Genomic DNA, 12,570 nt, shown 5'->3' with positions numbered 1-12,570 from the left:
TTTACGTGATAGGTTAAGCTGTTTTGGCCATCTTGATAAGTGTATCACAACTGACTGGCAAAGTGGATTGTTTTGTCAGTCATTCATGTTATAATAACAAGAACGAGAAACCAAATAAAAGGCGGGATTTATAGTGCCTCCAAAGCCATTAGAGAGAAAACCAGACTGGTTAAAAATCAATCTCAAGACAGATGAGAATTTTAAAGAAATAAAGTCAATGATGCGTTCCAAGACGCTGCATACGGTTTGCGAAGAAGCCAAATGCCCAAACATTCATGAGTGCTGGGCCAATCGTACAGCCACTTTTATGATTCTGGGCGATATTTGTACCCGAGCATGCCGATTCTGTGCAGTCAAAACAGGGCTGCCTACCGAGCTGGATCTTGAAGAGCCAGAACGTGTAGCTGATGCCGCTTTACAAATGGGACTGCGTCACTGTGTCGTCACTTCCGTAGCGCGAGATGATTTAGCAGATGGCGGCGCGATGATATTTGCTGAGACCATCAAAGCGATACGCCGCAAATTGCCAATGTGCACAGTCGAAGTGCTGATCCCTGATTTCTTGGGCCGGGAAGAGTCGCTGGCTACGGTTCTTGAGGCTAAGCCTGATATCTTGAACCATAATATGGAGACTGTTGAGCGCATGTCAGACCGTGTTCGCTCGAAGGCGAAATATCGCCGTTCTCTAGAACTGCTGGAGCGTTCGAAGCGTATTGCTCCGAACATCCCAACCAAATCCAGCGTCATGATTGGCGTAGGCGAGGAGTGGGACGAGCTGCTTCAAACGATGGAGGATTTACGCACAGTTGGCTGCGACATTATGACGATTGGGCAGTACCTGCAGCCGTCTACAACGCATTTGGCTGTAGCCAAGTATTATACGCCTGAGCAGTTTGCTATGCTCAAAGAAGAGGGCATGAAGCGTGGCTTTAAGCACGTTGAGTCGGGACCATTGGTACGCAGCTCGTACCATGCCCATGAACAGGTTCAAGCCGCATCAAACGTTTAAATTAACGAACGGATCATAGAAAGGAGAGCTTCCTACCATCATGATTCATATTGCAAATAAAACATACGAGCTCGTCACAGACCATAAGAATGGCTGGAATTTTGAAGTTTTTAAAGAACGTTTTAGCGAAGTGTTGGAGCGATACGATTATATTGTCGGCGATTGGGGTTACAGCCAGTTAAGGCTGAGAGGATTTTTTAAAGAAATCCACCCTAAAGCGACAAAGGAATCATCCATCGCCGCTCTTCAAGATTACTTGAATGAGTACTGCAACTTCGGCTGCGCGTATTTCATTATCGAAAAAGTGAATGGAACAAAGCAGCAAGTGCCTTCTGAAGTGATTACAACTACTCCTTAATGTAGTTAAACCAAAAGACGCCTCTCATTCTCCAATGGAGTGAGGGGCGTCTTTTTACTGCTTATTTCACTTCTAACCCAACAAAAGCTTCCCGAACTCTATTCCAGAAAGGAAATGGACGGAACCTAGCAAACTTAACTTTCACGTTGGCTGCTACACGGCAGCGGATAGAAACAACGTCGTCTCGCTGCAAGTATAAGTGATCAAGTGATAAAAGCATATTTTGCTGCGCCTTGGGATAAATGTCACAGTGATGATGCTTCGGTAAAATCATGGAGGAACCGAGTGTTCGGTAGACCCTATTGTTAATCGAAGCAATCTCTGCAATTTGAATCGCTTCGAGCGAAGGGTGGACCATTGCTCCGCCTAAGCTTTTGTTGTAAGCAGTGCTGCCGGCAGGCGAGGAGATGCAGATTCCGTCACCGCGGAACATTTCGAACATTTCGTCGTTAACGTGAAGTCGAGCGACTAGTGATACTTCGATTCCTCGTATTGTAAATTCGTTGAGCGCTAGATGAGTCTCTGAGCCCTTTTCTGTCGTAATTTCAATCTCTACGACGGGGTACTGCACAACACGCAGCTCCTCAGGGGTGGATACGCTGAACATCAATGAAGCTAGATGATCCAGCTCATCTGGTTTCCAATCTGCGAAGAAACCTAAGTGACCTGTATGGATACCAACGAAAGCGATGTGATCAAGCTGCTGCACATATTTATGAAAAGCTTGCAGCATCGTGCCATCTCCGCCAATAGAAAGGACAATGTCCGGATTTTCTTCATCCCTCGGCATGCCTTGCTGTGCGGCGAGTTTGTGGAACCGCTCTGTCAGCCCCTTGGAAATGTCATCGCCTCGTTCAATGACGTTGTATTTCAATTAGTTTCCTCCTAAGAAGTTATCGAGCAATATTTATCAATGTCCTGAAGCATTGATTCAGGTGTATGTCGGAATTCGGCGGCAACCCGATAAGAATCATTACTGAAATTCGTCACCCTAATAACTTCACCATAGGCGGTAATAGGATGGGGATACCCGGGGAGAATGAAACTGAATTCCAGAAATAAGGGAAAGAAAAGCCGATTCGTCGTAACGAAAGAAAGACCGCTCGCGCTAATATCAAGCAGTTGTCCGGAAAAGGCGACTCCCTTGCTTGCGGATAAGCCGCGAATGCCAACAATGCGCAGAGTGATCGGTGTTCGAAGGGAGAGCTTAGCTCGGCTATACCTTCTGTTCTGATGATGATGAATCTCTTCGGGAATGGATAGCGAAAGGTAACATATCGTCTTCTTTAATTCAAGTTGAATTAAATCGACATAGGCGTAATATAAAATTCCACGGTCTTTAAAAGAAAACTCAATGAAAGAAATATGCTCTAATTTGTCGAATGGAAAAATTCCGGATAGCTCTAAACAAACGGTGAATGAAGCTTCACCTATTTTATCAATGGAGAAATTTTCTTCATAGCAAAAAGGCTGCCCATCTTTACATTCTCCGACAATGATCAAATGACAATCCGTATTCGGTGCGATATATGCCAATTCCAGTGCCTTATTCCAATCCATAGCATCACCAAGTGGTTAGATTTGCATTCATGAACGCATGCACATACCGTAAGTTCTCTATTCATAATAATTTATAAAAGAAAATAAGAAAAGCCCCAAACGGGGCTTTATCCAGGAATTCACGTATTTACTGCCATGATAATGTACTGGTGACTAAGGAAAGTTCAAAGGAATGAGCGAAGTTAGATGAGATGGGGCGCACGCGAATAGAGAAGTGAGGCCCATGAATGAGATGGGATGGAATGGTCGCTTTATAGCTCTGCATCTGTTCAATTAGTTCGCCAATAGGTTCCATTGGAATAATTTTTTGCTCCCATGTTTCGCCATTTTCCTCGTAATAAATGACTTCTACTGCCGTATCTTGCGGCCAAATGGGGCCGAAGTGAACTTGTGTCGTAATTTCCTTCGTTGATGGTTTTATCTCATTTAACGGCACTTCCGTCGATAATTTGGCTGAGCGGTCATCGATGCCAATGATTTTGACGTGATACCAGTTTGAACGGATGAACTGTTTGTAATCGGCAACCTTAGTTGCAACATCATAGTGATTAGAAACAAAGAGTCGGGCTCGCTGAGCCGTCGGCAAATAGGTGAGCTCTGTGTAGTCTTGCACCATGCGATGCGTGTTATAGACCGGGCTTAGCGATTGAATAGAACGCTTCATGCGGCTGATCCATTGATGCGGGAGTGCTCCTTGATTGTAGTACAGTGGAATAATTTCTTTCTCTAGAATGTGATAGATGGCTTGTGTATTTTCTTTCTCTTGTGCAGCCCAGTCAGCCGCTCCTGTGGAACCGATAGCCCAGCCGTTCGCACCGTTGTAACCTTCCTCCCACCAGCCATCGAGTACACTAAAATTAAGTACCCCGTTCATGGCGGCCTTTTGACCGCTCGTTCCACTGGCCTCAAGAGGTCTACGGGGGTTATTTAACCATACGTCTACCCCTTGTACGAGGTAACGGGCCATATTCATGTCATAGTTTTCGAGAATAACGATTTTTCCGACGAATTCTTTCATTTGCGAAACGCGGTAAATTTCACGGATAAGCTCTTGACCTGGGTAATCTGCAGGGTGAGCCTTACCAGCAAAAATAAATTGTACGGGTCTCTCGGGATCGTTGATTATCTTCTTAAGCCGGTACAAATCATTAAAAATGAGATTTGCTCGCTTGTAGGTCGCAAACCTTCTGGCAAATCCAATGGTTAATGCCTTGGGATTCAAATACTGTCTGACTTCCTCGATCCGCTCTTCTGATTCTCCGTTGCGCTTGCGCTGCTCGAACAAATTTCGTCTGGCGTAACGAACTAAATCTTCTTTCAGTTGTTGATGTACTTTCCAGATGGATTCGTCTGGAATGACCTCGATTTGCGCCCACTGATGCTTATTGGCTTGTTCTTCCCGCCATGAACCGGGTAGGAAACGATCAAGCAGTTCTTTCCATTGCGGCGCTGTCCATGTATCCAGATGGACACCATTCGTAATAGAGCTAATGGGAACTTCGCTCGCATCGATGTGACCGTGAAATTCTTTGAACATTTCTCGGGATACTTGACCGTGCAGCTTACTGACCCCATTGCGCAGTCCGGCTGTATTCATAGCCAAATGGGTCATATTGAATTGACCCGTATGGTGATCGAGCCCTAGTGCTACAATGTCCTGTTTGTGCCGTGACAGCTCACTCAGGAGAGGCCCGAGATAGTGTTCCACCATCTCGATGGAGAATGTGTCATGCCCCGCAGGTACAGGCGTATGGGTAGTAAATACAGTGGCTGAGCGAACGGTTTCAACCGCCACATGAAAGGGAAGACCTAGATGCAGAAGCTCCTTCAGTCGCTCCAGCGTGAGGAAAGCCGCATGCCCTTCGTTGATATGATACACGTTAGGGTAGATGTTAAGCAGCCGAAGCGCCTTAACGCCTCCAATGCCAAGAACCATTTCCTGAGCAATCCGCGTATCTTGATTGCCCCCATACAGCTGAGCGGTCAGTTCTTTGTCCGCTGAATTGTTGGCTTCATGATCGGCATCCAGCAAAAAGATCGAATTACGACCGACACGTACACGCCAAACCTGTAGGGTGATGGCGCGACCAGGCATATCAATGGAAACGACTAGCTGCTGGCCATTTTGAAGGACAGGTTCGATTGGAAGCTTGGTGAAGTCATACGGATATAGTTCACTTTGTTGACCACCGGAGGCATCAATTTTCTGCGTGAAATAGCCTTTTTTATAAAGAAGTCCAACACCGATCAAAGGGATACCCAAATCACTTGCAGATTTCGCATGGTCACCAGCTAAGATTCCCAGTCCTCCTGAATAAATCGGCAATGATTCATGAAAGCCGAACTCCGCGGAGAAGTAAGCAATTTGTACATGACCCTGGTCCGGATGCTTCTCCTGAAACCAAGTGGTGCCGTTCATATAAGCATCGAATTTAGCAATTACTTGTTGATAATTTGCTACAAAATCTTGATTTCCGCTAAGGGCCTCGATCTGTGAATTGTCTAACAGGTGAAGTAAACGAACAGGATTATGGCCGCATTGATCCCATTTTGCAGGATCCATTTGTGCAAAAAGCTGCAAGGCGTCATGGTTCCAACTGAACCATAAGTTAAATGATAGCTCAGTTAAACGCTCAATCGTTGTAGGCAAATGTTTCGCTCCTTGGGGGAAGGCTGCTTGCATATCTGGATGTTCTCTCCCTTTATCATCATGATCGTGGTTACCCATATTATCTTGTTCCACCAACCTTTTCATACACCAGTTTAAGTAAGGAATATGCAGCAAAGAGTCCAACAATGACAGAAAAAGCACCAAGGAAGACCGTTCCGCTAATTGGCAGCATAAGCCTTAAATAGCTAAGAACAGGAGAAGTCGAATCATATTGAGGTAAGAAAACGGATTTGGTTTCACGAAAAATTTGCATAGGCTCCCAAAAAACGAGAACAATAGCAGCTGAGAGCAAGGCATGGATGAAGCGAGCGGTGACAAATGGCAAATAACGCAGATTCGTATGGCTTAATAGGCTAACAATTTGAGCATGAACGGACATGCCGCCCCATGACAAAATGAAAGCGCCGATAGCTACTTTGCTCGAGAGCGCGAGTGACGCGGGAGCATTCCCAGCAGCCTTTGCCCCGAGTGTCACCTCAAACAAACCATTCATTACTGCTTGTGATAACTCATGGGGGAGTCCTGTGATTTGCAGGATGGAGGTTATGAGCAGGTAGATCACATTCATGACTTTAGCTGCTGTTAAGACTTCTAAAACAACAGAGAAGAAGACAACTAATCCACCTACTACGAAAATCAAGCTGAGCGACTGTAGGATGGATTGACTCAGTAGTGTGCCTATGGATCTGCCGTCGTTGATTCGAGCGCTGTGCATCGCTTCAAAAGCACGCTTCCAGACCCCGCCTTTGCTCTTAGTCTCCTGCACTGTAGGCAGGCTCTTCCTGCCGTGAAATCGCATCATTAAACCTATAAACACGGAGCCTCCGTAATGAGCAACAGCCAAGATCATTGCCAAAGAAGCATCGTGAAAGAAGCCTATCGAAACGGCTCCGATTAAGAAAATCGGATCGGAGCTTGTTGTGAACGCAACGAGTCGTTCACCTTCCTCCCGGTTGACAAGCTTCTGCTCCCACAGCTGGGAGGTTAACTTAGCTCCGACTGGGTAACCTGCAGCGAAGCCCATGGCCATTACGAAGCCACCGATGCCAGGGATACGGAAGACGGGACGCATCATCGGATCGAGCAGCATTCCGAAGAAATGAACGATACCGAAGCCAAGCATAATTTCGGATATGACGAAGAAAGGGAAAAGTGCGGGAAAGAGCACATCCCACCAAATGGAAACGCCGCGCAAGGCTGCTTGAAGACCGTCATGAGGGAACGCAAGTAAGCATAGAATAATGGCAACAACAACAAAAGCCATGAGTAACGCAGCCGTGAAATTTCGTTTCCGCATGAGATTGGATACCTCCTCCTACTCAACTATATGAACAGGATGGGACATACATGCCGTCCCAAAATACTTAGGCTTTGGTACTGTTCATGGCCTGGTTTTATGGTAAAATAGAACTAGTAAAGTCTTATATCCTAGGCAGCGGGAGTGATTCAAATGACAGGTGTCATTGCTGGTTTGGTTGTATGTATGTTCGTATTTGTCATTCGAGAAACGCTCATGCATGCAGGGGATGAGGATTTAGAAAACTATTAAAAGTGATTATGAATAGCGAGGTTTACCCTAATGTCAGAAAGTGATCGCAGCACGTTGTACGAATTGATGGGGGGAGCGGAGACGGTACGCCGACTCGTGGAAGCCTTTTATCCAAAAGTTCAGCAGAATCCACTACTATCGCCTCTGTTCCCTTCCGATATAGGACCAGTTATAGATAAACAGTTCATGTTTTTAAGTCAGTTTTTTGGTGGTCCAACTTTGTATTCAGATACACATGGACATCCGATGATGAGAGGTAGACATATGGCATTTCCGATTACAGTAGAACGTGCAGATGCCTGGTTAAGCTGTATGTCGGAAGCAATGGTGGAAGTGGGACTACCGGCTGATTTGCGGGATTTTTTATTTGAACGTCTTAAAGGCTCTGCCTATCATTTTATAAACACATCTGAAGAAGAGTAGTTCTTCTTTCCTACATACAACATTAGTGAAGGCGGGGTTTCAATGATGGTCGAACCTTTATATGAAATTTCAGTGAAGTGTACATATTGCGAGAATTCTTACAAAACGATGAAGGTTCGCCCGAGCTTCAAGAAAGCTAGCAAAACTGATACGGATTTCTGTGTTCATTATAAAGACATCAACCCCGACTTTTATGTCGTGAGGGTCTGTCCGTTTTGCGGATATGCCCATACGGAAAATTTTTCGGATAAATGGAAACCGGCGCAGAGGGAAGTCTTTTACGAGAGAGTGGCTCAAAACTGGTCAATGCGCAATTATTGCGGAGAAAGAACCTGGGAAGATACGCTTCTGAGTTACAAGTTGGCCCTTCTTAGTGCGCAGATTAGAGATGAGAAATCGCGTGTTATAGCAGGTCTTCTACACCATTTGGCTTGGTTGTATCGTTCCAAAGGAGATTGGGAACAGGAGGAGCGTTTCCTAACGTTTGCCTTGGACGCATATGTCAGTGTGTATGAAACAGAAGGTTTGGATCTCAATAATGCACGACTCATGTACTTAATAGGAGAGCTCAATCGCAGATTAAGCCGCTTCAATGAGGCAGTCAAATGGTTTTCACGCATTATTAATGACCGTAAGATTATGGATGCTGGTATGATTAGAGCAAGTCGTGAACAATGGATAGCAACCCGCGAAGATATGCTTGCTATTCGTATGGAGCTGCCAGATGAAATGAAACAAGCTACATAATGAATATTGCCGTATTAATCAAATGAACGCTTATCTAATCTTGGGGTTGATTTCAATCCCTTGAAAAGTTAAGCGTTCATTTTTTGACCACATAAGAAAGTATAAGTTTTCGGTTCCCGAAAACCGCTTTCGTATTGGCGATAAAACCTACATCTAAACGCGAGCAATGGTGCAAGCAAGTGCTCGTAAGAATCGATAAGCATCTTGCTGCGAACTTTCATTGCCATGTAATTTAACGTAACTAACGTACATGCGCTTGTCAAAGGAACGAGGTACTCATTCCTACGGACTCTTTCTACTCCTTGCGCTTGGAAGCTACGATTCATTTGCGTATTGCGGTGTCCGCCAATAAATAATCGCGATCTGTGTCGACGAGCGTCAACTTATTATGGCAGCAAGGAAACACAAGCAGCTTTTTTTTACCTTCGTGAATGGATGTCAGTTCGTGTACTTTCAACGGCAGCAGCACATTGGGGCTATGGCAAAAGGGACATTGGGCCACATAAATGTCCTTCATAATAATGTCATAAGGCCAAGTATTAGCGAAAGGGATCAAAGCTTACTTCGATTCTGGATCGCTATTTTCCGTAGAGGAAGCTTTAGCGAGCTCCGCTAATTTTTGCAGTAAAATATGTTGTGGCATATGCATGAGATGTTCTAAAGGCACCTTAAGTTGTTCAGCTAGCTTAACGGCCGTTTCTGGAGAAATTTGTAACGGTTTCATAATTTGAAATCACCCATCCTGTTCCGAATATATGGTGTGGGAACTACCTATAATTGAATCATACTTTTTACCTAGAAGCAATGAGCAAGATGAGTATTATTGGCGATCAGGTGGTGTTTATGATTTAATAAAAGATGGAAAGGGAAGGTGATAGCTTTGCTTAATTTACCTCTTAATCAAACATGGAATTTAGAAAATTTTTTTCCTGGGGGAAGTGAGTCTCCTGCATTCGCAGCTCATCTGAAAGAGCTTCAAGCATCGATTGCTGCTTTTCAAGAACAAGTTCGAAATACCCCTTCACCACAACAGGCAGAAGATACAGCTTCGCTAGAAAGACTGATAGAACTGTTTCAGCATAATTTGAAGCATATCCATGAGGCGGATTCTTTTGTTGGCTGCTTGTTAGCGGATAATCAGAAGGATAAGAAAGCGCCTGTACTTAGCGGACAAGTCAAAAGCTTGTTTGCAGAGCATTTGTCTTCGCTCACACATTTTGATCAAGTTCTGACGGGGATCCCAGATGATGTATGGTCAGCTCTACTGCAGAAAGAGCCGTTCAAAGCCATTGCTTTTCCGCTCCATGAGCGACGTGCCTTAGCCCAAGAGAAGTTGCCGCCTGAGCAGGAAGCCTTAATTAATGATTTGGCCGTAGATGGCTATCATGGGTGGGGAGATCTGTACAATACGACCGTTGGTCAATTCCGTATGCCTGTGGAAGTTGACGGTGAACAGGTGGAGCTATCCGCTGGTCAAGCGTTTAATAAACTGCATACAGAGAATCGTGAAGAACGACTGGATCTGTTTGAAAAATGGGAACAAGCATGGACGGATAAAGAGGAATATTGTGCCGAAGCATTAAACCATCTGGCAGGTTTCCGTCTTCAGGTTTATAAATACAGAGGTTGGAAAAACATACATAAAGAGCCGCTTGCTATCAATCGTATGGAAGAGAAAACGTTGAATGTCATGTGGGAAGTGATCGACCGGAACAAAGATATTTTCGTTGCGTATTTGAACCGTAAAGCGAAACTGCTTGGCGTTGATAAGTTGGCTTGGGTTGACGTGGATGCGCCACTGGGCGATTCCTCGAAGAAAATTTCTTATGACGATGGTGCTAGTCTAATTATCGACCAATTTAAACAGTTCAGTCCGAAGCTGGCAGCCTTCTCGGAAGAAGCCTTTGAGAAGCGCTGGATCGAAGCTGAGGATCGAGCAGGGAAGCGACCTGGGGGCTTCTGTACTTCTTTCCCGATAGCGGGCGAGACGCGTATCTTCATGACCTATGGCGGAACGCTAAACAATGTTTCTACACTAGCTCATGAGCTAGGTCATGGCTACCATCAGCATGTCATGACGGATATGCCTGCGTTAGCACAGGAGTACGCGATGAACGTCGCTGAGACAGCCTCTACCTTCGCTGAAATGATTGTAGCGGACGCAGTTGTGAAGAGTGCCTCTACAGATGAAGAACGCATCATTTTACTCGAGGATAAAATCCAGCGCGCGATCGCTTTCTTCATGAATATCCATGCGAGATTTATCTTCGAGACGAACTTTTACGAAGCACGAAGTCAAGGTTTAGTTAGCGTTGAGCGTTTGAATGAGCTCATGGTGGATGCTCAGAAGCTTGCTTACAAAGATGCTTTAAGCAGCTATCACCCGCATTTCTGGGCGGCTAAGCTGCATTTCTATGCGACGGATGTGCCCTTCTATAATTTCCCTTACACGTTCGGTTACCTGTTTAGTGCAGGTATTTATGCGAGAGCGGTGCAGGAAGGTGCAGCCTTCGAAGATAAGTATATCTCTTTGCTTAGAGACACGGGCAGCATGAACGTGGAGGAGCTTGCTCAGAAGCATCTCGGCGTTGATCTGACAGAGCCGGATTTCTGGCAAAGTGCAGTCGATATGGCGGCTCAAGATGTGAAGCAGTTCATGGAACTGACAGAAACTAAAGTACAAGTTTAAGTTAAAAAGGCTTTCCCGCGATCGAAGTGGGAAAGCCTTTTTTGTGCAATAAAGCTTATAGTTTGAAAATCTGAATCGTCTGTTGTAATTGTGTGACTACACGCGTCATCTCTTCGGCTTGTGTCACGATCCCTTGTACCGTAGCGATCTGCTCATTCATAGAAGCAGAAACTTCTTGCGTACCAGCCGCTGATTCCTCCGTGATCGCCGATATGTTCTCCATCGCTGCAGCGATCTGTTCGGAGCTTGTCAGCATTTGCTCGCTTTCTTCCGCGAAGCGGGTAATTTCTTCCGAAATAAAGCCTACGCTTCCGACGATCTCAGCGAAAACAATTTCGGTTTGCTCGATTAACACGGTTTGTTTCTTTACGACATCTTCGTTCACTTGAATGCTGCGAATGGCTTCTTGAATGCCTTGCTCGATGCTTTTCACGAAACCGAATACTTCACGTGTAAGAGAGGTTGACTCTTCAGCAAGCTTGCGTACTTCCTGAGCGACGACTGCAAAGCCACGACCATGTTCGCCAGCCCTAGCAGCTTCGATGGAAGCGTTGAGGGACAAGAGGTTCGTTTGCTCAGCAATCTCGGAAATGGAACGAGTTACGCTGCTGATGCCTTCGGCTTGACGAGCCAGCATGTCGATTGTATCAGACACCTGCTGTGTAACTTCTACATTTCGTTTCATACCGATGCCTTGACTTTCAACGGACGTGCGTCCTTTTTCTACAAGGGTCATCATCTGATCCGAGCGATCTTTCATTTCTTTCGCAGAACCGGCATAATTGACGATTCTGACTTCAATGTCTTTGGAGGTGATCGAAACACCAGAAACTTCTTCTGAAATTTGCCCGGCACCCGAGGCCAGCTCATGGGCCGAAATACTCACTTGTTCTAGGACTGTACGGAAGCTTTCATTTTTAACATAAATATCGCGGCTTGTCTGAAAAACCTGCTTCGAAATTGTTCCTGTATCGCGAAGAATTTCGCGTAGTTTATCTATCATTTTGTTAAAAGATTGGCCAAGCTGTCCAAGTGTATCATCTGAAGTTACGGTTACTTTTTGAGAGAAGTCCCCTTTGGAAATGTTGAGCGCTATTCGGGATAAATCGGCAATCGGTTCCGTTAGCTGATTCTCGAACCATCGAATGAACGGGTAGCTGCCTCCAAGAATAATAAGTAGGAATATGATGCCAAGTAAGCGATTCCAATCTGAAGCAAATGTAACAATCAGCATGAAGAGTGAATTCAAACCAATAAGTGCATAACAACCAAGTTGTAGTTTCTTTCTGAACGATAAGGATGATACTTTATCCAATCCGACCGACTCCTCTGCGAAATTTGTTTATTTGTGTTGGAATCCATGATGTGTGTTTGCAAATTATAACATTGAATCTGGAAATATTCTACATCATTTCGACAAATATCGTTCGTTTCTTACAACTGAAATGGGAATAATATTAACGTTACATAAAAAATAGTAAGAATTGTGTGAATAATGTAAATAAACTGTTGAATTATGTAAATGGTGTGAGTATAATGGGTCTACAGTCGCATAAATTACATA

General features: G+C 44.8%; 12 protein-coding genes. 5 read left to right on the top strand and 7 right to left on the bottom strand.

What is annotated here, in order from left to right; genetic code table 11:
- The first annotated feature begins 133 nt into the window (after positions 1-133).
- Positions 134-1,009, top strand: a complete 876-nt coding sequence (gene lipA / locus AC58UU_RS19970; RefSeq protein WP_497318475.1) for a lipoyl synthase — start codon at positions 134-136, stop codon at positions 1,007-1,009.
- A gap of 40 nt (positions 1,010-1,049) precedes the next feature.
- Positions 1,050-1,367 (top strand): YutD family protein, encoded by a 318-nt coding sequence (locus AC58UU_RS19965; protein ID WP_307552890.1) that lies wholly within the window; start codon positions 1,050-1,052, stop codon positions 1,365-1,367.
- Between the two features lie 61 nt (positions 1,368-1,428).
- Here AC58UU_RS19965 and AC58UU_RS19960 read toward each other — a convergent pair whose 3' ends face one another.
- From AC58UU_RS19960 to ylbJ, 4 genes are all read right to left on the bottom strand, one after another.
- On the bottom strand, positions 1,429-2,241 hold the full coding sequence (locus AC58UU_RS19960; protein WP_497318474.1) for an NAD kinase: 813 nt from the start codon (positions 2,239-2,241) through the stop codon (positions 1,429-1,431).
- Between the two features lie 11 nt (positions 2,242-2,252).
- Positions 2,253-2,927: a flagellar brake protein gene (locus AC58UU_RS19955; RefSeq protein ID WP_497318473.1), complete on the bottom strand. Its 675-nt coding sequence runs from the start codon at positions 2,925-2,927 to the stop codon at positions 2,253-2,255.
- A gap of 127 nt (positions 2,928-3,054) precedes the next feature.
- The gene (glgP, locus tag AC58UU_RS19950) at positions 3,055-5,682 is read right to left on the bottom strand and encodes an alpha-glucan family phosphorylase (RefSeq protein ID WP_497318472.1); all 2,628 of its coding nucleotides are present in this window, start codon (positions 5,680-5,682) and stop codon (positions 3,055-3,057) included.
- On the bottom strand, positions 5,657-6,895 hold the full coding sequence (ylbJ, locus tag AC58UU_RS19945) for a sporulation integral membrane protein YlbJ (RefSeq protein ID WP_497318471.1): 1,239 nt from the start codon (positions 6,893-6,895) through the stop codon (positions 5,657-5,659). Before ylbJ ends, glgP begins: the two co-directional genes overlap by 26 nt.
- Positions 6,896-7,177: 282 nt before the next feature.
- Between ylbJ and AC58UU_RS19940 the strand changes: the two genes are divergently transcribed.
- Both AC58UU_RS19940 and AC58UU_RS19935 read left to right on the top strand, forming a co-directional pair.
- The gene (locus AC58UU_RS19940; protein WP_497318470.1) at positions 7,178-7,570 is read left to right on the top strand and encodes a globin domain-containing protein; all 393 of its coding nucleotides are present in this window, start codon (positions 7,178-7,180) and stop codon (positions 7,568-7,570) included.
- A gap of 42 nt (positions 7,571-7,612) precedes the next feature.
- Positions 7,613-8,317, top strand: a complete 705-nt coding sequence (locus AC58UU_RS19935; RefSeq protein WP_497318469.1) for a DUF2225 domain-containing protein — start codon at positions 7,613-7,615, stop codon at positions 8,315-8,317.
- A 322-nt stretch (positions 8,318-8,639) separates the two neighbouring features.
- Here AC58UU_RS19935 and AC58UU_RS19930 read toward each other — a convergent pair whose 3' ends face one another.
- Together AC58UU_RS19930 and AC58UU_RS19925 are read right to left on the bottom strand one after the other, a co-directional pair.
- Positions 8,640-8,873, bottom strand: a complete 234-nt coding sequence (locus AC58UU_RS19930; protein WP_497318468.1) for a hypothetical protein — start codon at positions 8,871-8,873, stop codon at positions 8,640-8,642.
- 3 nt (positions 8,874-8,876) lie between these two features.
- Positions 8,877-9,041 (bottom strand): YycC family protein, encoded by a 165-nt coding sequence (locus tag AC58UU_RS19925; protein WP_082562639.1) that lies wholly within the window; start codon positions 9,039-9,041, stop codon positions 8,877-8,879.
- A 156-nt stretch (positions 9,042-9,197) separates the two neighbouring features.
- Between AC58UU_RS19925 and AC58UU_RS19920 the strand changes: the two genes are divergently transcribed.
- Complete coding sequence (locus AC58UU_RS19920; protein ID WP_497318467.1) at positions 9,198-11,006, top strand: M3 family oligoendopeptidase; 1,809 nt, start codon at positions 9,198-9,200, stop codon at positions 11,004-11,006.
- 55 nt (positions 11,007-11,061) lie between these two features.
- On the opposite strand, the gene AC58UU_RS19915 is transcribed toward AC58UU_RS19920, so the two are convergent.
- Positions 11,062-12,321, bottom strand: coding sequence for a methyl-accepting chemotaxis protein (locus AC58UU_RS19915; protein ID WP_171692795.1), 1,260 nt, complete (start codon positions 12,319-12,321; stop codon positions 11,062-11,064).
- Between the last annotated feature and the right edge of the window lie 249 nt (positions 12,322-12,570).

Source organism: Paenibacillus sp. JT22N1 (genome assembly GCF_059692155.1).
The sequence above is the reverse complement of the archived record's forward strand: the minus strand, read 5'-3'. Positions and strand labels throughout refer to the sequence as shown.

What these genes read in the sequence shown, in the direction of transcription:
- AC58UU_RS19955 (WP_497318473.1), bottom strand. Translation starts at nt 2,927, where the DNA reads ATGGATTGGAATAAGGCACTGGAATTGGCATATATCGCACCGAATACG.
- glgP (WP_497318472.1), bottom strand. Translation starts at nt 5,682, where the DNA reads ATGAAAAGGTTGGTGGAACAAGATAATATGGGTAACCACGATCATGAT.
- AC58UU_RS19925 (WP_082562639.1), bottom strand. Translation starts at nt 9,041, where the DNA reads ATGAAACCGTTACAAATTTCTCCAGAAACGGCCGTTAAGCTAGCTGAA.
- AC58UU_RS19940 (WP_497318470.1), top strand. Translation starts at nt 7,178, where the DNA reads ATGTCAGAAAGTGATCGCAGCACGTTGTACGAATTGATGGGGGGAGCG.
- ylbJ (WP_497318471.1), bottom strand. Translation starts at nt 6,895, where the DNA reads ATGCGGAAACGAAATTTCACGGCTGCGTTACTCATGGCTTTTGTTGTT.
- AC58UU_RS19935 (WP_497318469.1), top strand. Translation starts at nt 7,613, where the DNA reads ATGATGGTCGAACCTTTATATGAAATTTCAGTGAAGTGTACATATTGC.
- AC58UU_RS19965 (WP_307552890.1), top strand. Translation starts at nt 1,050, where the DNA reads ATGATTCATATTGCAAATAAAACATACGAGCTCGTCACAGACCATAAG.